The sequence below is a fragment of the Nocardia sp. NPDC002869 genome, assembly GCF_046764065.1.
In the GTDB taxonomy this organism is placed as follows: domain Bacteria; phylum Actinomycetota; class Actinomycetes; order Mycobacteriales; family Mycobacteriaceae; genus Nocardia; species Nocardia rhamnosiphila.
This window is the reverse complement of record NZ_JBKOOL010000117.1, coordinates 1-18,464: the sequence shown is the minus strand read 5'-3', so window position 1 is coordinate 18,464 and position 18,464 is coordinate 1. Positions and strand designations below refer to the sequence as shown.

Here is an 18,464-nt window from a genome sequence, read left to right as displayed (position 1 = left end):
CGGTAGCGCTCGCCACGAAGCCTGGATTGATAGCCAAACCGCTTAGCGTGACTTTGCGCGGATCTGGACCCCACGTGCCGTTCTTGACAGTTGATCGGTGAGGTAACCGGCCAAACCGGATAGTCGAGCAACAACTTGATCGAGATGGTCCAGATCGACCGAGAACTCTGTCGCCATCAGCGCCTCGGACTCGAATCGCCCAGTGACGACGAGTGATCGTTGCACTGCCCCCGGGTACCGAAAATGTCCAACCCCCCACTCACGCAGCGAAGCATATCAACGCGGACAACAGCCCGTCCATGACCGGTTCACGCGGCCCGACCGGCGGCGGTGACGACTCGAACACCCCTGAGCGGGTCATGGGCTCCGTCGTCACCGGCTGCAGGCAGCGCGACGCCGCGTCCGCCTATCCGCTGACCCGCACCGCAATCGAGTGCCCCGGGACGGCGTCTGCGGCGAGATCGCGGAAGATCCCGTTGCCGGCACTGGTCCGGGACAGGGCGTCCGCGGCCAGGATCACCGCGGCACCGGTCCAGGTGGTGCGTTCCACCGGCCAGCGTTTCCCGTCCGAGTACACCAGCCCGGTCCAGTAGGAGCCGTCGGTCTCCCGGAGATGCTGAATGCTCGCCAGCAGGCCCAGAGCGCGGTCGCGGTCACCCAAGGCGTCGAGGGACAGGACGAGTTCACAGGTTTCGGCGCCGGTGACCCAGGGCCGGTCACTGACACAGCGGATACCGATATTGCCGACCACGAAGGTGTCCCAGCGTTCGGCGATACGGTCGTATCCGGCGCGCCCGCGCAGCGCCCCGCCCAGGACCGGGTAGTACCAGTCCATCGAATAGCGGTCCTTGCGGGTGAAGACCTCCGGGTGGCCGCGCAGTGCGGTGCCGAGCCGGTCGCGGGCGGTCTCCCACTCCGGGCGGGGGTCGCCGAGCCGGCGCGCGAGCGCCAGGGCGGCCCCGATGCTGTGGTACATACTGGCCGAACCGGTCACCAGCGCCTCGGGCAGGACCTTGTCGCCGTCGCGCAGCCAATAGATCTCACCGTGCTCACCCTGGCTCGCGACGACCAGATCGATCGCGGCGGCCACCACCGGCCACAGATCGGCCGCGAACGCGGTATCGCCGGTGACCGCGAGATAGTGCCAGACACCGGTGGCAAGATAGGCGCAGAAGTTCACATCGGTGGCGGGGTCCTCGATCGCACCGGCGCGGAACTGCCGGGGCCACGACCCGTCGAGGCGCTGCGTGCGCGCCGACCAGGTGTAGGCGGCGACGGCCTCGTCGCGCAGGCCCGCGACGGTGAGGGCCATCGCCGATTCGATGTGATCCCAGGGGTCGGTGTGCCCGCCCGGGAACCACGGGATCGCGCCGTCCGGCTCCTGCGCGGCGGCGATGGACTGCGCGGTCTGCAGGATCTGGCGGCGGGTGAGAACCGAAGGGACCGAGGGGAGTTCACCCGCTGGCACGGGTCACCGCCGGCTTGCTGAAGTACAGCGCCACACTCTTGCCGACCAGCGGGTCGAGCAGTCGTTCCGCGGTCCGGGTCAGCACCGGTTGTTTCATCATGTCCCACACCAGCATCCGATGGTAGGCACGGACCAGCGGATGTTCGGTCTTGTGTACGCCCACCGCGCATTTGATCCACCAGTACGGCGAGTGCAGGGCGTGCACATGGGTGCGGTGGATGTGCCGCAGGCCGCGCGCGGTGATCTTGTCCCGCAGCTCGTCCGCTCGATAGATACGGATATGACCGCCCTCGTTGGCGTGGTACTCGTCCGACAACGCCCAGCACACCCGCTCGGGTAGCCACCGCGGCACAGTCACCACCAGCTGTCCGCCCGGGCGCAGTACCCGTACGAGCTCGGCGATGGCGGCATCGTCGGCGGGGACGTGCTCCAGGATCTCCGAGGCGATCACCACGTCGAACTCGCCGGCGCCATAGGGCAGATCGAGGGCGTCACCGTGGACGGTCTCGGCTTTTGCCCCGACGGGCGCTTCCCCGGTCTGCGCCATGGCCTCGAACATGGTGGCGACCCCGGCGAGTTCGGGGGCGTCCTGGTCGAAGGCGACGACATCGGCGCCGCGCCGGTATGCCTCGAACGAATGCCGGCCGGCGCCGCAGCCGACATCGATGACCCGGGTGCCCGGACCGATCCCGGCACGGTCGAAGTCGACGGTCAGCACGAGGCGCCTCCTGTGATGAATTCTGCCGAGCCGGTGTGCCGGGCGATGGCCCGCTCGTACACCTGCACGGTCTGTGCGGCCACCGATTCCCAGCTGAACACCGAGACGGCGCGGTCCCGGGCGGCGGTCTGCATCCGCTGCCGGGTCTGCGGGGAATCCAGCAGCTGCCCGATCACCCGGGCCAGTTCGGCGGAATCGCCGGGCTCGGTGAGCTCGGCGCAGACGCCCGGCTCACCGACGACCTCCGGGAGCGCACCGGTGCGGCTGACCACCAGCGGGGTCCCCGACGCCATGGCCTCCACCGCGGGCAGCGAGAATCCTTCGTAGAGGGACGGGATGCAGGCGATCTCCGCCGACGCCAGAGCCTCGGCGAGTTCGGTATCGGTCAGTCCGGCCCGGACCGTGACGATATCGGAGAGGCCGAGTTCGGCGATCTGCTTCTCGGTGGGCCCGTTGGGCTCCAGTTTCGCCACCAGCTGCAGTTCCACCCGATGCGTGATCCGCAGCCGGGTCAGCGCCCGCAGGAGGTGCGTGATGCCCTTGAGGGGTTTGTCGGCGCTGGCGACGGCGACGATCCGGCCCGGCACCCGCGGACCGCGCGGCGCGAACAGTTCGGTGTCCACACCCAGCGGGACGACATTGAGCTGCCCGGGATCGACACCGAAATCGTCGGCGATATCGGTGGCCGACGACGAGGAGACGGTGAGCAGGTCGGGGATCCGCCGGGCGATACGCTCCTGCATACCCAGGAAGCCGTACCAGCGGCGCACCAGGGGTTTGCGCCGCCGGACGGCCGCCGCCAGGTCCACTTCGCGGTCCTTGGTGATGGGATGGTGCACGGTGGCGACCAGCGGCAGCCGTTTCGCGATATCGAGCAGCCCGCTGCCCAGACACTGGTTGTCGTGCACGACGTCGAAATCGTCGATCCGTTCACGCAGCAGGCGGGCCGCGCGCATGCTGAAGGTGCGCGGTTCCGGGAAACCGGCGGTCCACATGGTGGCCAGTTCCAGCAGATCGATCCGGTCCCGGATCTCGCGGGGGTGCGGTGTGCGGAACGGGTCGTCGTCGCGATAGAGGTCCAGGCTGGGCACCTCGGTCAGGGTTACGCGCGGATCCAGGTCGGCGGGATAGGGCTGACCGGAGAAGACCTCCACGTCGTGGCCGAGTTCGGCCAGTCCGGCGCTGAGGCGGCGCACGTAGACCCCCTGCCCACCGCAATGAGGCTTGCTGCGGTAGGACAACAGGGCTATCCGCACTAGCTGTCCTCGCCCGTCTCGGTGATCGAATTCATGCTCCGCAGTGTGCCAGCCAGGCGTTCGAGATAGGCACGCACCTCCGGTTCGCCCTTGTCGGGCAAGCCGTACAGCACATCGGTGACACCGTCGGCGGACCACGACGCGAGGCGTTCGGCGTCGGGTTTGAAATCCAGGGCCACCACCCGCGGCGCACCCTCGCGGCCGGCGTCGGCCCACGCCTTCTTCAGCGTCGCCAGGCTGCCGGAGATATCGTTCTCCCCCGGGGTGGTGATCCAGCCGTCGGCGTGTTTCGCGATCCAGGCGCAGGTCCGTTCGGTACCGGCCGCGCCGATCAGGACAGGAACGGTGCGGTCGACCGGTTTGGGCCAGGCCCAGCTGGGTCCGAACTTCACGAAGTCGCCGTCGTAGGCGGCCTCGTCCTCGCGCCACAGCGCCCGCATGGCCTCCAGGTATTCCCGCAGGGCCGTGCGCCGTTTGTTGCCGGGTATGCCGTGATCGGCCAGCTCGTCGGTGTTCCAGCCGAAACCCGCACCCAGGGTGACCCGGCCGCCGGAGAGGTGGTCGAGCGAGGCGATGGTCTTGGCGAGGGTGATCGGGTCGTGTTCGACCGGCAGCGCGACCGCGGTGGCCAGTTCGATCCGTTCGGTGACCGCGGCGGCGGTGGCGAGCGCGACCCACGGGTCCAGGGTCCGCATATAGCGGTCGTCGGGCAGCGACGCGTCGCCGGTCTGGGGGTGCGCGGCTTCGCGTTTCACCGGGATATGGGTGTGTTCGGGGACGTAGAACGAGGAGAATCCGTGGTCCTCGGCGGCCCGGGCCGCGGCGGCGGGGGCGATCCCGCGGTCACTGGTGAACAGAACGATGCCGAAACGCATACCTGTGTGCCTTGTCTGTGGTGGGGCCGACGGGCCGCGGCGCGTCCCGGCGGGTGGAAGATCGTGGTCGTCAGCGACCGTTCTCGGCGGCTTTCTTCGCCTTCTTGGCGTGCTGGTCGAGCTGGGCGCCGATCACATGGTCCAGCGAGGTGCCGGCCGGCCAGCCCACGTAGTGACAGAGGAACAGCGCGATCTCCCGTAGCTGGGTTTCGTCGAGTTCCTCGTTGTGCAGGGCGGCGCCGATCTGGATCCCGGCGACATCGAACAGGCCCTGGGCGGTGAGCGCCCCGAGCAGCAGCAGCCTGCGGTCCCGCAGGGTGAGGCCGGGGCGGGACCAGATATCGGCGAACAGGTGGTCGGCGGTAACGGCGAAATGGTCGCCGGGACCGTCCTTGAATTCCCATCCGTAGACCTCCGCCATCTTGGCCAGCCCGCGTTCACGCACGGTGGACTCGGGGGTGGGGTCGCTCATGGCTGCTCCTTCTCCGCCGGATCCGCTCCGCCGGAAGTGTCTGGACAGGTGTTCGGAATATAATTCGGACGCTCGCCACCACGCAAGAACATGTTCTCGTTCATGCCGCCGGAAACCGCTAGGACAGCATCTCCCGCGACATTCGTGATTCGCCTCGGCGCCGACGCCGATTCTGGGAAAATCGCTGAATCGTTGTCGGGCACACCTGTCGATGGTAGCGTCCAGACACATGTCCAGCTATGTGTCTTCCCGAGAGGCCGGCCGCCCGCCGCCCGGGAGGAACTCGTTCTCGGACCGGGCAGGTTCCGACCCGGGAGCGCCACGCCCCGCCGCCCCGCGGAACCGCCCCGCACACTCCACGCCGAGGGAGCACACATCATGAAAATCGTGGCCGATCCGGACCTGTGCCAGGGACACGCGGTCTGTGCCGCCGAAGCGCCGGACGTCTTCTCCGTACCCAAACGCGGCCAGGTGGAGATCCTCGACCCGAACCCGGGTCCGGAACTGAAATCCGACGTCGACAATGCCGTCCGCTACTGCCCCACCCAGGCCCTGCTGCTCGTCGCCGACACGGACTGAGCGAGCCGGGCCCGGAGGCTCTTGCGCACCGTGAGCACGCTGCCCCGCTCGGTCCCGATGACCACTGCGACCGACTGTTCCACCCCCGACAGGTTCTTTTCGAAAGGGACATATCCATGACAGGTTTCGACCGCGCCGAACTCGACGAGATGGTGCGCCGCTGGGTGGCGGAGAACGAACGATGTGAGAAACTCGGCGACTGGAAGCCGCTCGCCGATATGTACACCGCCGACGCCACCTACGGCTGGAACTACGGCCCCGAAGACGAATTCATGGCCGTCGGCCGCGACGAGATCCGCGATCTCGCGCTCGGCCAGGAGATGGAGGGTCTGGAGGGCTGGCAGTACCCGTATCAGCAGTTCGTCATCGACGAGCGCAGCGGCGACGTGATCGGGTTCTGGAAGCAGGTCTACGACACCACGCCGCGCGCCGACGGCAGCAAGTACACGGTGAACGGGATCGGCGGCAGCTGGTTCCGCTACGGCGGCGACTACCAGTGGTCGTGGCAACGCGACTTCTTCGACTACGGCAATGTCTCCGCACTGTTCCTGGAGATGATGACCGACAAGGCGATGTCGGACGGGATGAACGCGCGGATCGCCAAGGCCACCTCCGGCCGGCTGCCGGGGTGGTACAGGGTCGGCACCTCGCCGGCCTCCCTCTGGTGACCCCGATGTCCCCACCCACCAGCAGGTTCCACGAGCTGACCCGGGAACAGCTGGCCGTCCTCGTGCCCGAACTGCTGCTGTGCGGGCAGCTGATCGACCGGTCCGGGATGGCGCACTGCCTCTCCGCGTTCGGCCGGGAAGGGATGACCGAGGTCGCGATCGAGGAATGGCAGCTGTCCAGCCCGGTCTATACCCGGCGGATGCAGCGGGCACTCGGTTACACCGGCGACGACGTGGTCACCATCTTCAAGGGACTACAGCTCGATATCGGCGCGCCACCGCAGTTCATGGACTTCCGGTTCCGCGTCGACGATGCCCGCCACGGCGAGTTCTGGCTCGATCACTGCGGCGCCCTGGTCGACGTCGAACCGATGGGTCCCGACTATGTGACGGCCATGTGCCACGACATCGAAGATCCCACCTTCGACGCCACCGCACTGGCCACCAGCAAGTACGCCCAGGTGCGGCCCATCCACCGCCCGCCGCGGGTCCCCGCCGACCGGCATCCCATGTGCGCGTGGACGGTGATCATCGACGAATCGCACACCCCGCCGGAGGTCCCGCGCAACGCGCCGCTGGTGGCGGAGTCGGTGGCCGCGCAGTTACCGCTGGCCGATATCGACCCGGGCGACGAGGGCCACGCCGACTACAGCGGGCCGCTGCTCAGCGATCTGCGGTTCGCCGACTTTTCGCATTCGGCCCTGGTCCGCATCGCCGAGGAGGTGTGCCTGCAGCAGCATCTGCTGGTACTCGGGTTCATGATCGCGGTGCGTGAACGCACCGACGACGACGCCGCACTGGAGATCGGGCGCAAACAGTTCACCGGAATCGCCGAAGTGGCCTCGGAACGGATCCGCGCAAGCCTCGGGCTGGGCACCGATCTGGACGCGCTCGCCCAGGTGCTGCGCGTACATCCGGCGCTGAATCCGCGGCACTACACCGATGTCGACGTCGAGCCCGGCATCGGTGTCCTGCGGATCCGGTTCCCCGCCGGCAGCGGCGCGCTCACCGACCGCGGCTGGCTGTCGATGATCGAACCCGACCGTCTCGGCCCGCTGGACGCCCTGGTCCGCGGGGTCGACCCGCATCTGCGGAGCCGGGTCGTCGACGAGGGACCCGACGGCTGGACCGCCGAGATCTCGCGCGCCGACGAACCGTTCGCCGAAGCACCCGAGGTGGCGATCACCCGCTTCAGCACCGGCGTCGATTTCCGGTTCACCGACCGCGGTATACCACTGCCCCTCACCGTTGTCTGACCCCTCCGGGCACCCGGTGCCCGGCCCACCGCAGGACTGATATGGCCAATAATTTCGCCGACCTGTTCGAACATTCGGTCGATGCCGTGCCCGACCGGATCGCGCTGATCGAGGAGGGTCGGCGCGTGACCTACCGTGAGCTGGAAGAACGCGCCAACCAGCTCGCCCACCACCTCGCGGCCCAGGGGGTCACCCGCGGCACGCATATCGGGTTCCAGATGCACAACAGCATCGAGACGATGCAGACGCTGATCGCCTGCTTCAAACTGGCCGCCGTACCGGTCAATATCAATTTCCGGTACGGCCCGGAGGAACTCGCCTACCTCTACGACAACGCCGACCTCGAATACCTGGTGTACCACGCCTGTTACGGGGAGGCGGTACGTGCCGCGGCACAGCGGTCGCCGCGACTGAAATATCTGCTGTGCGCGGCCGACGACCGCACTCCGGCCGACCCCGGTGTCGACTGCCTGGCCGAGGTCACCGCGGCCGCACCCACCACCCGGCCGGAGGTGCCGCGCACCGCCGACGATCTGTTCGTCATGTACACCGGCGGCACCACGGGTATGCCCAAGGGCGTGCTGTGGCGGCAGGAGGACATGTGGCGGGTGCTCGGCGGCGGGATCGACTTCTACAGCAACGAACCCGTCACCGACGAATACCAGCAATCCCGCACGGGCGCCGCGGGTGAACCCTCCACCTGGATGATCCTGCCGCCGCTCATGCATCTGGCGGCCATGATGCCGACCTTCATCGCGCTGTGGTCCGGTAACTGCGTGATCTTCGTACCCCGGTTCGATCCCGCCCACGTCTGGCGCACGGTGGCCGCCGAACGTCCGGGCGTCCTGGTCGTCACCGGTGACGCGATGGCCCGCCCACTCATCGATTCCTACCGCGCCGACCCGGTCGACGCCACCGGGCTGTTCATGATCGCCTCGGGCGCCGCCCTGCTCACCCAGCCCACCAAGAACGCACTACTGGATCTGATCCCGAACCTGTTCGTCTCCGATTCCATCGGATCCTCCGAAACCGGTTTCGGCGGTATCGGATTCGCGCAGCGCGATGAGGACCCGGCGCGGAAACCGCGGGTGTCGATCGGGCGCGGCGCGGTGGTCGTCGACGACGACGGACATCCGGTGGAACCGGGCGAAGAGGGCTGGCTGGCGAAGACCGGCGCGGTCCCGCTCGGCTACTACAAGGATCCGGAGCGCACCGCGAAACTGTTCAAGGTCGTGGACGGGCAGCGCATCGTGGTCACCGACGACCGGGCCCGGCTGGAGGACGACGGCACCATCAGCCTGATCGGCCGCGGCAATATGGTGATCAACACGGGTGGGGAGAAGGTGTTCGCCGAAGAGGTCGAGGGCGTGGTGAAATCGCACGCCGATATCTACGACGCCACCGTGATCGGTGTACCGCACGAACGCTGGGGTCAGCAGGTCGCCGTGGTCGTCAGCCTCACCGGGGGCGCCCTGGACCCCGAGGGTCTGCGCGCCCATGTCCGCGGCCACCTCGCCGGGTACAAGGTGCCCCGCGCGGTATGGATCACGGACACGATCGTGCGGTCCCCCAGCGGTAAACCGGACTACACCTGGGCCAGGAAGCACGCCGCGGAGCGCGAGCCCGACCATCGGGCGGACTGACACTCTGCGGTACAGGCGCAGGCCGCGGGCGTCAGGAGGGTGTGCCCGGGTGGACCCGCTCCAGCACGCGGAGCGAATCGGTCACCGATACCTCCCGGAATTCACCGCTGTCGACCGCCCGCCGGTAGATACCGTAGGGTGCCTGGCCGCCGTCTGCCGGATCGGGAAAAACATCGTGGATGGCCAGTCCGCCCCCGGGGACCACCCATTTGGCCCAGCCGCGGTAGTCACGGTCGGCGGCTTCTTCGGTGTGGCCGCCGTCGATGAACAGGAAATCGATCGGGGTCCGCCACGTGGCGGCCACGCGCGCGGAGGTGCCGACGATCGCGATGACGGTATCGGACAGGCCCGCGGTGTCGATGGTGTGCCGGAACCGGGGCAGGGTGTCGAACAGGCCGGTGACCGGGTCGACCAGGGAGGTGTCGTGGTACTCCCAGCCGGGCTGGTGTTCCTCGGAACCGTGATGGTGGTCGACGGTGAATACCACTCCGCCCTGCGCACGGGCCGCGGCGCCGAGCAGGACGGCCGACTTCCCGCAGTAGGTGCCGATCTCGGTGATCACCCCGCCGTGGCAGTACTTCACGGCCGCGGCGTGCAGCGCGCGCCCCTCGTCCTCCGGCATGAATCCGGTGGCCCGGCGGGCATGGTCGAACAGTTGCTCGTCGGTCAACTGCTGGTCGGGGGCCGGCAGGGTCATCACGCCTCCTTCGAAGCAGGTACATGCGGTCCGCGGCGGCCGCAGCGAAGGCGGAGGTATCGCATCATCGAGGGTGAAGGCTCTCTTTCCGGATAGCGGGTAGCGGTGGTGACCGACATTACTTCAGGGCCCGTGGACTGGGCGGAAGTTGATCCGGCACTCGACCGACACTAATATCTAGACACATGTCCGAAGGCGATTCCAGAATTCTCGAGGCCACTCGGCGGCGCTTGAGCGGCAAGCAGGCGGACACCGTGGACAAACTCACCAGAGCCGCGATGGAAGTGCTGTCCCGCGAAGGTTTCGCCGGACTCACCATTCGCATGGTCGCCACCGCCGCGGGTGTGGGCACAGCGACCGCCTACACGTACTTCTCCTCGAAGGAACATCTCGTCGCGGAGATCTTCTGGCGCCGGATCCGGTCCTCGGAGAGCCCGGTCAGCCACGACGCCGACCCCACCGTGCGGGCACTGGCCGAACTGCGCGGTATCGCCCTGCTGGTGGCCGACGAACCGGAACTGTCGGGGGCGGTGACGAGCGCGCTGCTGGGCCGCGATCCCGACGTCGAGCATCTGCGGACCCGGATCGGTATGGAGATCCGGCAGCGCATCACCCGGGCCCTGGCACCCGAAGCCGACCCCGACACCGTGGAATCGCTGGAACTGCTGTACGCGGGGGCCCTGGTCCGCGCGGGCATGGGCTACGAGTCGTACGCCGATATCGCCGACCGGCTGGAAAAGGCGGCGCTGCTCGTCCTCGAATGACCTCGGCCGACCGGAAACCCGGGTACCGCGGCCCTAGTGCTCTGCGCCTGAAATCCGTTGGCCAATTGTAGGTTTCGGCGGTAGCGAGGACGGGGCGGCCGAGATCGGGTCCAGAGTTGGTGGTGACCGAGGCGCAGCGACTGGATCGCTGAATCACCCTGAGAGCCGTGAAGCGGTGATATTCAACGAATTCTCTTCACAGCCGGCCCGCACTCCCCTCTGGCCGGCTCTCGACCCTCGGGCGGCTCCTGGATAGGGGAAAGAGCAAACCGAACGACCGGGGAGGCGGCGACCCTGCGGAACATGCTGGGGCTGGTTAGGTTGGGGCTGTGAGGGACAAGGTTTCCGAGGGACTTCGGGCACTGCGGGAGAGCGAGGCTCCCGAGGAACTGCTTCTTGCAGAGTCTCGGCTCGGATACGACGCACGCATGCTGTTGGTCGATACGGACGACGGTATTCGACGGCAGGCATGGGCCGCCCTGGAACGTGTCACAGACGAAGAGGATCCGAGGGAAGGTGTCACCTCGTTCCTCCAGTCTGTCGAGCCCGGGAAATTGCACTGCTTCTGACCGAAAGGGATCCGGCGATCCGGCGTCACGTACGGTATGCGTTCGACTATCCCGATTCCGAGTGGCAAACCGAACACCTCGGCGTGGCGCTTCAGGTACTGGCGGACGATCGTTTCGACTACGCCTGGGCGGACTGCGCGGAAATCCTGCGCCGCGCCGCCCCCTGGGTATTCGACGACCTGGTGGGCGTGCTCGCGAACGACCCGCCGCCGACACCGGCCCGGCGGCTTCGCCGCGTGCTCGGCGTGCCTGCCGAAGAACGACCGCTCGAGCTCTCGCCCCGGTCTGCCGACTCGATGATCCATTGTCAGTGGTGGCCGTGTGGGCGACACGGCGAACTCGTCGCGGCACACCGGTGTCAGCGCCTACCGGTCCTGGTGACGTTGCTGGCCAGCTCATACGAGGAAATCCGGGGCCTGGCGGTGAAAGCGTTGGTCGACTTCGGCCCAGGTATGGTGGCGGTGATGCAGGAGGTGCGCCGCAGCCGCTGTCCGTCGCGGCGCGCGGCGCTGGCCGTGCTCGCGGAATTCGGATGGCAGAACCTGGACCCGGCGGACTTGGCCGCGCTGCACCGGCTGATCCGCATCAAACAACGTACCGAGACGCCGCGTCCCCTGCCGCAGATAGATTTCGCCTCGACGTGGTACGCACTGCCGACCACCGATCAGGCCGCCGTCCTGACAGCCCTCGATCTGCACGATCCGGTTCCGGCGACAATGCGCATGGGATTCGCACCATGGCAGGGGTTTTTGCCGCAATACGTGAACACGGACGCCTACGAGCTCGACGACCCGCACCGGTACTGGCGATCCGGGCTTCCGCAGGTATTCGTCACCCCGGCGCTGGACGGTTGGACACTGGTTCTGTGGGAGGAGCTGTTGACCCAATCCGACGAGGAGATGTATCGCCGTGTCGAGCGGCTGAGCCGACGGTTCGGGGCAGCGCACCGCTATTGCCAGTTCGACAGCGGTCATGGCTATTCCAGCGACTGGTGCGTCGCCGAATCGGGCGCCGTCCGCATACACTGCGGATGCTACGACGGTGAGGTAGTCGTCCACCGGTCCGCTGAACTCAGTCCGTCGATGCCCGCCGCCGAGGCGGTCCGGGATTGGCTGGCCGCCCACGATCACGGCAAAGGCCATCGCCCCCCGAAGCCGGCGCCGGTCTACCAAGTTTCCCGATCCGAGAAGGACCGGCTCCGCGCACGTTTCGGCAAAGATCCACTCCCGCCCGCCGAGGAGGACCATCGCTACGCGAAAGAAGCGTTGCGGGAGTGGGAATGCGGCGTGCAAGGGGCGGCATGGCGGTTGTCGATAAGCCCGGACACGTTCGGGCTCCACACCCGAGTGCAGGGCACCGGAGTACTGGCCGTCCCGGCCACCCGGCGCGGTGCTCTGCGTCGCGGCCGACTGCCGATCTGATCTCCCTAACTCGATCGAACCGTCGCCGCGTTGCTGAGCGTCTCGAAAGCCCGGGTGAAGTGACAGGAGGTGTCCTCGCAGGGCCCCTCCTAGCCGATTCCCGCTTCGCGGACAAGTTTCGGAAAGGATGGTTAGAGTCGGGTATCTGGTTTCGCGGATTCATCACGTGGGCGCGGATGCTGCCCCCAAACAGTAGAATTTCCGATTTACACGCCCCGTTCGTGACCAGGCCCGAACGAGTGCCTGTGCGCGGATAGCGACTACGCGCTTCCCCTGGCGAGCGACACACAACTAGTGTCCTGCGTCGGGAATTAGTTGTTTTAATTCTCGGTGTTGCCGCACTGGAGAAATCGATACGCAACTGGATGGCCGCCTGGAACGAGAACCCCACACCGTTCGCCCGGACCAAGACCTCCGACGAGATACTCGAACGACTCGCCTCATATCTGCAACGAATTCCTGGCGCAGGACACTAGCCGCTCACGGCCGGACGGCGGACGTGAGAGTAGACCAGCCGCGCGTACTCGGCGAGGAGATCGTCCAGGCACACCTGCTGACCCGCGGCCACCATCTGCTGGTAGCCGATCAGCAGGGCCATCCCGAGTTCGGTGTCGACGGCGGCGATCCGCTCGTCGCCCACCACCCCCGCGATCGTCTTGCGCACGGTGCGGCGCCGGGATTCGTCGACCCGCTTGAGCGCCACCCCGACCGCTTCGTCGTTGGCCGCCCAGGCCCGGATCGCCGCCTCCGCCCGGTGATGCAGGCCCAGCGTCAGATTCGACAGGGCCCGGATCGCCTCATCGGGTGTGGAGGGGTCGAAATTCAGGGTGCGCAGGATCAGTACCTGCCGATTCTCCCAATGGTCCAGCAGCGCATCCACATACGACTGCCAGCTCCCGAAATGGTGATAGAACGATCCGCTGGTCACCCCGAGCCGCCGGCACAGCACGCCGATGTTGAGGTGCCGGAAACCGAGCTCGGACAGAACCTCCAGGCCGGTGTCGAAGTAGTTGTCCTTACTGACGATACGAGACATGCGGCGCCGATCTCTTCGGTGAACGGGTGGGGATTTCGAGGACCGAACAGTACCCCATGCACGACGCCGTCCGGCCGGGAGTGGTGAAAGGTCGCTACCGGCGCGGCCGGTCCACCGTCGGACGAAAGGCCGAGTACCCGAAGCCGAGCGCGCACCGCGCCCGGTCAGCGCAGGCGTACGCCGAGCAGCGCGTCCACCGCCGTGGCGATATCCGCGCCTGCGGCCGGGTCGGCGCCACCGTATTCGAGCGCGTCGTGCGCCCAGGCGTCCAAGGCCGCGAGCGCGGCCGGCGTGTCCAGATCGTCGGCGAGATGGATGCGCAGCCGGGCCACGGTATCGGCGGCCGGCGGCGCGGCGGCCACCGCGGCGGCCTGCCGCCAGCGCCGTAGCCGCGTATCGGCCTCGGTGAGTACGCTGTCGGTCCACATCCGGTCCGCGCGATAGTGGCCGGCGAACAGGCCCAGCCTGATCACCGCCGGATCCACGCCCCGGGCCCGTAGTTTCGACACCAGCACCAGATTGCCCTTGGACTTGGACATCTTTTCCCCGTCCAGCCCGATCATGCCGGTGTGCACGTAATGGCGGGCGAAGCGACGGCCCGCGGCCAATGCCTCACCGTGGGCGGCGGAGTATTCGTGATGAGGGTAGATGAGATCGCTGCCGCCGCCCTGGATATCGAATTCGGTACCCAGCCGGTTCACCGCGATCGCCGCGCATTCGATATGCCAGCCGGGCCGCCCCGGCCCGAACGGCGACGGCCACGACGGTTCCCCCGGACGTTCGGCCCGCCACAGCAGGGCGTCCAGGGGATCACGCTTGCCCGGCCGGTCCGGATCACCGCCGCGTTCGGCGAACAGGCGTTCCATGGTGGCGCGGTCGTAGCCCGATTCGTACCCGAACTGCTCGGTGGCGTCGGTACGGAAATAGATATCCGGGTACCGGTCGTCCTCGACGGTGTAGGCGGCACCGGAGGCCAGCAGTTTGCCGACCAGTTCGACGACCTCCTCCACCGATTCGATCGCGCCCACGTACTCCCGCGGCGGCAGCACCCGCAGCGCCGCCATGTCCTCGCGGAACAGTTCGATCTCGCCGGTGCCCAGGTCCCGCCAGTCCACCCCGTCACGATTCGCTCGCTCGAACAGCGGATCGTCGACATCGGTGACGTTCTGTACGTAGTGCACCTCGCGGCCGGCGTCGCGCAGCACCCGGTTCACCAGGTCGAAGGTCAGATAGGTGGCGGCGTGACCGAGATGAGTGGCGTCGTACGGGGTGATCCCGCACACGTACATGGTGGCTGTCTTGCCCGGGGTCACCGGGCGAATACAGGAATCGGCGGTGTCGTGCAACCGCAACGGTGGCCCTGTTCCGGGGACCGCGGGGATCGGGGTGTCGGACCAGGACTGCATACCTCCGAGAGTAGAGGTCTCCACACGCCGCGCCCCGCCCACCCCGCCGCGAGTGCCGCGACCATGATCTCCGGTTGCCCGTGGACCTGCGCGAACGCGGCCGCCGGGAGAAGACAACGGTTGGCTTCAGACAGAGCGAATCCGGCGCCGGCGCCGGTCACCGGGTCAGAAAGCGGGCCACGGAATAGGACGCGACGTCTCGGGGAAGGGCAGCACCGGTTCGTCGAGCAGGCGCTTCGCCCGGCGCAGCAGAGCATCGATCTCGGGGTCGGTGAGATGTTCGGCCAGGCGGTCGGCGAGCTCGCCGGGCAGGGTTTCGGTGAACGCGGCGATATCGGCGAGCAGATCCGCCGGTATCGGCTCCCCGGCCCATCCCCACAGCACCGTGCGCAGTTTGTTCTCCTGGTGCAGGCAGATCCCGTGGTCGACGCCGTACACCTCGCCGTCGGCCGATTCCAGGGCGTGCCCACCTTTACGGTCGGCGTTGTTCAACAGCACATCCAGCACCGCCATCCGCCGCAACCGCGGATCGTCGGCATGCACCAGCGATACCTCGTCCCCGGCGCCGTCGTAGGCGCGCAGCACCTCCCGGAAACCGTCCGGTACCCGCTCCGGCGGGCACAGATCGATCAGATCCAGCCGGGCGCTGTGCGGTTCCCGGGAAGTGATCCAACGCTGGACCATTCCCGGACCATAGGGCCCGTCCCGTAACACCGTTTCCGGAATCACCGTCCAGCCCAGCGCACCGCAGATCAGATACGAGGCCACCTCGCGCCCGGCCAGGGTCCCGTCCGGGAAATCCCACAGCGGCTGCTCACCGCGGACCGGCTTGTACACCACCCGCAGCGCGCCGTCGCCGGTGGCGAGATCACAGACCAGGGTCACATTGCTGGCGACCCCCACCCGGCCCAGCACCGTCAGTTCACCCGCGCGCAGCGCGTCCACGGTGCCGGGCACGGTCATTCCTCCAGATCGTTCGCGCCGAACAGTTCACCGCGCTTGTACCCGTTGGTGCGCACACACATGTGCCCGCGCGCCGACAGCGGTTCACCGCACAGCGGGCACGGCGGCCGGCCGGCCGCGATCACCCGGGTGGACCGCAGCGCGAATTCGCGTGCCTGATCGGGGGTGAGGAACACCCGGACCGCGTCCGGGCCCTCGTCGGTATCGTCGAGGACCACCGATTCGTCCACCTCGGTCTCGGTGATCGCCAGCAATTCGACGACCACCGCGCCCGCGTCGGCATCCCAGCCCAGCCCCATGGTGCCGACCCGGAACTCCGCATCGATCGGCGTGACCAGCGGCGCGTTGTCGTTGACCTGATCGGCCTGCGGCGGCACCTCGGCACCGAATCGCCGTGCCACCTCGTCGAGCAGCAGACCCATCCGGTCGGCGAGAACCTTCACCTGCTGCTTCTCCAGCAGCACACTCACCACCCGGGGTTCCTCCACCGCCTGCAGGTAGAACGCGCGATCGCCCGGCTCACCGACAGTTCCGGCGACGAAACGTTCGGGGGTGCGGAAAACATGGATTGCTCGTGACACATGCACCTCCTGATACGTGACCCTGTTCGGCTGCGGTACCCCGCTGCGCCGTATCCCGGCGCGGACGCCGATTCGCCCGATGCCGCCGAGAGGTGGCGCGTTCGCCGGTATCGGGCATACCCATTATCCGTCTTTCCTTCCTGCCCCGATCTCCCCACCGGGCACGGGTCCGGAAGTGCCGGACTCGGCCTTCGGCGCGGGCGCCAGACCGGACAGGTCCGCACCGGTGTCGTTCATCCGCGTGACGAACGGCGCGGTGCGGGTGTAGCGGACAACGCTGAGCGAGGCCGGCTCGACCATGATCCGCTGGAATCCGTCGAGATGGATGCCGAGCGCGTCCGCGAGCACCGCCTTGATCACATCACCATGGGTGCAGGCCACCCACAACTGGTCCCCCTCGTGCAGCTCGGCCAGGGCGCGATCGTGTTCGCGGATCGCCGACACCGCCCGCGCCTGCACCTGCGCCAGCCCCTCACCACCGGGAAACACCGCCGCCGACGCATGCCGCTGCACCACCTGCCACAGCGGCTCCTGCAGCAGATCCTGGATCCGGCGACCGGTCCACTCGCCGTAATCGACCTCGGCGAGGCGGTCGTCGACCACCGGTTCCAGGCCGAGTCCGGCCGCCAGCGGCGATACGGTGCGCTGGCAGCGCAGCAGCGGCGAGGTCACGATCCGCGAAATCGGCAGGCCCGCGAGCCGGTCTGCGACGGTCCGGGCCTGTTCGCCACCGCGGTCGGTGAGTTCCACACCGGGACTGCGGCCGGCGAGCGTGCCGCCGCTATTGGAGGTCGACACGCCGTGTCGCAGCAGGATCACCGTCATGCGGCCAGCCTAATGGGCACGGTCGGGCGGAGCTCATCGGCGAGTCCGCGCACAGCGGGAACACCTCCGAGTCCCGGCCCGGCCGCGCCCGCGGCACACCCGGAACCGGCCGCCGCGGCAGCGTCACCTCTGCCGGTCATGTGGCCGAAACGACCCCACCCGCGAGCAGACCGATGATCACGACGCCGAGCACGATCCGGTAGCCGACGAACCAGTAGAACGAATGCTTCGCCACGAACCGCAGCAGCCACGCCACCGACGCGTAACCCACCACGAACGACACCAGGGTCGCCACCAGCAGCTGGGCGCCCGAGGCGTTGAGCCCCTCACCCGCGGGTTCGAAAGCATCGGGGAGACTGAACAGCCCGGACGCGGTGACCGCCGGAATCGCCAGCAGGAACGAGAACCGCACCGCCGCCTCCCGTTCCAAACCGAGGAACAGGCCCGCACTGGAGGTGGCACCCGACCGGGACACCCCGGGGATCAACGCCAGGCACTGCGCGAAGCCCATCACCAGCCCGTCCCGGGTGGTGAGTTGTTCCAGCGGCCGCTCTTTCGGGCCGAAGTGTTCGGCCGCCGCGATCACCAGCGCGAAAACGATCAGCATGATCGCCACCACCCACAGATTCCGGGCGCCGGTGCGGATCTGATCCTTGAAGACCAGCCCCAGCACACCGATCGGGATGGTGGCGATGATCACATACCAGCCCATCCGGTAATCGAGTTCGCGCTGCGCCTCGGCCCCGGGGTCGTAACCGGCCGGACCGGTTCCGGTGACCACCGGAAGTTTCGTGGTGACCATCTCGCTGACCGGCACGTTCTCCCGGGACCGCGCGGTCAGCTTCTCGAACACCGTGGCGCACCACACCCGCACGATCCGCCAGATGTCCTTGGCGAAGAACAACAGCACCGCGGCCTCGGTACCGAGCTGGGTCACCGCGGTGAACGACGCGCCCGCGTCGTCCCCGAAGAACACCGAGGACACGATCCGTAGATGACCCGACGACGACACCGGCAGGAACTCCGTCAGACCCTGCACCAACCCGAGCACCAACGCCTGCACCCAGGTCATCGACTCGCCAACCACACATCCTCCTGTACAACGCCGAAAACCCGCTCCGCCTTCGGTCTTACGGCACCCCGGCCGCATCCGGGCACGGCGACGACCGGCAGCGACCCTACAGTGCCCGCCCCGGGTCCCGTGCAGCGGCCGCCGCTGCGGCGGACACGCCGAGCGGACCGATCGTCGGCGGACCGCCACCGCGCG

20 protein-coding genes are annotated in these 18,464 nt (G+C 67.8%); 7 read left to right on the top strand and 13 right to left on the bottom strand.

The genetic code is table 11. The annotated features are described in order from the left end of the window. Nucleotides 1–406: 406 nt before the first annotated feature. The 6 genes from ACLML9_RS20315 to ACLML9_RS20290 form a co-directional block, all read right to left on the bottom strand. Entirely contained in the window at nt 407–1,468 is a 1,062-nt protein-coding gene (locus tag ACLML9_RS20315) for a prenyltransferase (protein WP_411947017.1), read from the bottom strand. Continuing rightward, nucleotides 1,455–2,186 (bottom strand): methyltransferase domain-containing protein, encoded by a 732-nt coding sequence (locus ACLML9_RS20310; RefSeq protein ID WP_411947016.1) that lies wholly within the window; start codon nt 2,184–2,186, stop codon nt 1,455–1,457. Before ACLML9_RS20310 ends, ACLML9_RS20315 begins: the two co-directional genes overlap by 14 nt. Further along, complete coding sequence (locus ACLML9_RS20305) at nt 2,180–3,442, bottom strand: glycosyltransferase family 4 protein (protein ID WP_411947015.1); 1,263 nt, start codon at nt 3,440–3,442, stop codon at nt 2,180–2,182. Before ACLML9_RS20305 ends, ACLML9_RS20310 begins: the two co-directional genes overlap by 7 nt. After that, the gene (locus ACLML9_RS20300) at nt 3,442–4,317 is read right to left on the bottom strand and encodes an LLM class F420-dependent oxidoreductase (protein WP_411947014.1); all 876 of its coding nucleotides are present in this window, start codon (nt 4,315–4,317) and stop codon (nt 3,442–3,444) included. The genes ACLML9_RS20305 and ACLML9_RS20300 overlap by 1 nt, the downstream gene beginning before the upstream one ends. A gap of 70 nt (nt 4,318–4,387) precedes the next feature. Continuing rightward, nucleotides 4,388–4,789, bottom strand: coding sequence for a carboxymuconolactone decarboxylase family protein (locus ACLML9_RS20295; protein ID WP_411947013.1), 402 nt, complete (start codon nt 4,787–4,789; stop codon nt 4,388–4,390). Further along, nucleotides 4,786–4,992, bottom strand: a complete 207-nt coding sequence (locus ACLML9_RS20290; RefSeq protein ID WP_411947012.1) for a hypothetical protein — start codon at nt 4,990–4,992, stop codon at nt 4,786–4,788. The genes ACLML9_RS20295 and ACLML9_RS20290 overlap by 4 nt, the downstream gene beginning before the upstream one ends. 175 nt (nt 4,993–5,167) lie before the next feature. Here ACLML9_RS20290 and ACLML9_RS20285 point away from each other — a divergent pair, with 175 nt between their 5' ends. The 4 genes from ACLML9_RS20285 to ACLML9_RS20270 all read left to right on the top strand — a co-directional run bounded on the left by ACLML9_RS20285 (nt 5,168) and on the right by ACLML9_RS20270 (nt 8,935). Further along, entirely contained in the window at nt 5,168–5,368 is a 201-nt protein-coding gene (locus ACLML9_RS20285; protein ID WP_411947011.1) for a ferredoxin, read from the top strand. A 116-nt stretch (nt 5,369–5,484) separates the two neighbouring features. Next, entirely contained in the window at nt 5,485–6,036 is a 552-nt protein-coding gene (locus ACLML9_RS20280; protein WP_411947010.1) for a nuclear transport factor 2 family protein, read from the top strand. Nucleotides 6,037–6,041: 5 nt separating this feature from the next. Then, nucleotides 6,042–7,292: a hypothetical protein gene (locus ACLML9_RS20275; RefSeq protein ID WP_411947009.1), complete on the top strand. Its 1,251-nt coding sequence runs from the start codon at nt 6,042–6,044 to the stop codon at nt 7,290–7,292. Between the two features lie 41 nt (nt 7,293–7,333). After that, a complete protein-coding gene (locus tag ACLML9_RS20270; RefSeq protein ID WP_411947008.1) occupies nt 7,334–8,935 on the top strand; it encodes an acyl-CoA synthetase in 1,602 nt (533 codons plus the stop codon). Between the two features lie 31 nt (nt 8,936–8,966). On the opposite strand, the gene ACLML9_RS20265 is transcribed toward ACLML9_RS20270, so the two are convergent. Next, entirely contained in the window at nt 8,967–9,632 is a 666-nt protein-coding gene (locus tag ACLML9_RS20265; protein ID WP_411947007.1) for a class I SAM-dependent methyltransferase, read from the bottom strand. A 185-nt stretch (nt 9,633–9,817) separates the two neighbouring features. On the opposite strand from ACLML9_RS20265, the gene ACLML9_RS20260 reads away from it, so the two are divergent. From ACLML9_RS20260 to ACLML9_RS20250, 3 genes are all read left to right on the top strand, one after another. Then, nucleotides 9,818–10,396, top strand: coding sequence for a TetR/AcrR family transcriptional regulator (locus tag ACLML9_RS20260; RefSeq protein ID WP_411947006.1), 579 nt, complete (start codon nt 9,818–9,820; stop codon nt 10,394–10,396). Between the two features lie 329 nt (nt 10,397–10,725). After that, nucleotides 10,726–10,965 carry a hypothetical protein gene (locus ACLML9_RS20255; protein WP_411947005.1) on the top strand — a complete coding sequence of 80 codons (240 nt, stop codon included), beginning with the start codon at nt 10,726–10,728 and terminating at the stop codon, nt 10,963–10,965. An 83-nt stretch (nt 10,966–11,048) separates the two neighbouring features. Then, on the top strand, nt 11,049–12,386 hold the full coding sequence (locus ACLML9_RS20250; RefSeq protein WP_411947004.1) for a hypothetical protein: 1,338 nt from the start codon (nt 11,049–11,051) through the stop codon (nt 12,384–12,386). Nucleotides 12,387–12,858: 472 nt separating this feature from the next. Here the strand turns inward: ACLML9_RS20250 and ACLML9_RS20245 are convergent, their stop codons facing one another. The 6 genes from ACLML9_RS20245 to ACLML9_RS20220 all read right to left on the bottom strand — a co-directional run bounded on the left by ACLML9_RS20245 (nt 12,859) and on the right by ACLML9_RS20220 (nt 18,269). Next, the gene (locus ACLML9_RS20245) at nt 12,859–13,422 is read right to left on the bottom strand and encodes a TetR/AcrR family transcriptional regulator (RefSeq protein ID WP_411947003.1); all 564 of its coding nucleotides are present in this window, start codon (nt 13,420–13,422) and stop codon (nt 12,859–12,861) included. Between the two features lie 164 nt (nt 13,423–13,586). After that, nucleotides 13,587–14,828, bottom strand: a complete 1,242-nt coding sequence (gene mshC / locus ACLML9_RS20240) for a cysteine--1-D-myo-inosityl 2-amino-2-deoxy-alpha-D-glucopyranoside ligase (protein WP_411947002.1) — start codon at nt 14,826–14,828, stop codon at nt 13,587–13,589. A 165-nt stretch (nt 14,829–14,993) separates the two neighbouring features. Continuing rightward, nucleotides 14,994–15,791, bottom strand: a complete 798-nt coding sequence (locus ACLML9_RS20235) for an SCO1664 family protein (RefSeq protein WP_411947001.1) — start codon at nt 15,789–15,791, stop codon at nt 14,994–14,996. Continuing rightward, entirely contained in the window at nt 15,788–16,372 is a 585-nt protein-coding gene (locus ACLML9_RS20230) for a DUF3090 domain-containing protein (RefSeq protein ID WP_030519989.1), read from the bottom strand. The genes ACLML9_RS20235 and ACLML9_RS20230 overlap by 4 nt, the downstream gene beginning before the upstream one ends. 123 nt (nt 16,373–16,495) lie before the next feature. Beyond that, nucleotides 16,496–17,197 (bottom strand): histidine phosphatase family protein, encoded by a 702-nt coding sequence (locus ACLML9_RS20225; RefSeq protein WP_411947000.1) that lies wholly within the window; start codon nt 17,195–17,197, stop codon nt 16,496–16,498. A gap of 136 nt (nt 17,198–17,333) precedes the next feature. Further along, nucleotides 17,334–18,269, bottom strand: a complete 936-nt coding sequence (locus ACLML9_RS20220) for an undecaprenyl-diphosphate phosphatase (protein ID WP_411947018.1) — start codon at nt 18,267–18,269, stop codon at nt 17,334–17,336. Nucleotides 18,270–18,464: the final 195 nt, after the last annotated feature.

What these genes read in the sequence shown, in the direction of transcription:
- ACLML9_RS20300 (WP_411947014.1), bottom strand. Translation starts at nt 4,317, where the DNA reads ATGCGTTTCGGCATCGTTCTGTTCACCAGTGACCGCGGGATCGCCCCC.
- ACLML9_RS20295 (WP_411947013.1), bottom strand. Translation starts at nt 4,789, where the DNA reads ATGAGCGACCCCACCCCCGAGTCCACCGTGCGTGAACGCGGGCTGGCC.
- ACLML9_RS20285 (WP_411947011.1), top strand. Translation starts at nt 5,168, where the DNA reads ATGAAAATCGTGGCCGATCCGGACCTGTGCCAGGGACACGCGGTCTGT.
- ACLML9_RS20280 (WP_411947010.1), top strand. Translation starts at nt 5,485, where the DNA reads ATGACAGGTTTCGACCGCGCCGAACTCGACGAGATGGTGCGCCGCTGG.
- ACLML9_RS20275 (WP_411947009.1), top strand. Translation starts at nt 6,042, where the DNA reads ATGTCCCCACCCACCAGCAGGTTCCACGAGCTGACCCGGGAACAGCTG.
- ACLML9_RS20270 (WP_411947008.1), top strand. Translation starts at nt 7,334, where the DNA reads ATGGCCAATAATTTCGCCGACCTGTTCGAACATTCGGTCGATGCCGTG.
- ACLML9_RS20265 (WP_411947007.1), bottom strand. Translation starts at nt 9,632, where the DNA reads ATGACCCTGCCGGCCCCCGACCAGCAGTTGACCGACGAGCAACTGTTC.
- ACLML9_RS20260 (WP_411947006.1), top strand. Translation starts at nt 9,818, where the DNA reads ATGTCCGAAGGCGATTCCAGAATTCTCGAGGCCACTCGGCGGCGCTTG.
- ACLML9_RS20245 (WP_411947003.1), bottom strand. Translation starts at nt 13,422, where the DNA reads ATGTCTCGTATCGTCAGTAAGGACAACTACTTCGACACCGGCCTGGAG.
- mshC (WP_411947002.1), bottom strand. Translation starts at nt 14,828, where the DNA reads ATGCAGTCCTGGTCCGACACCCCGATCCCCGCGGTCCCCGGAACAGGG.
- ACLML9_RS20235 (WP_411947001.1), bottom strand. Translation starts at nt 15,791, where the DNA reads ATGACCGTGCCCGGCACCGTGGACGCGCTGCGCGCGGGTGAACTGACG.
- ACLML9_RS20225 (WP_411947000.1), bottom strand. Translation starts at nt 17,197, where the DNA reads ATGACGGTGATCCTGCTGCGACACGGCGTGTCGACCTCCAATAGCGGC.
- ACLML9_RS20220 (WP_411947018.1), bottom strand. Translation starts at nt 18,269, where the DNA reads ATGACCTGGGTGCAGGCGTTGGTGCTCGGGTTGGTGCAGGGTCTGACG.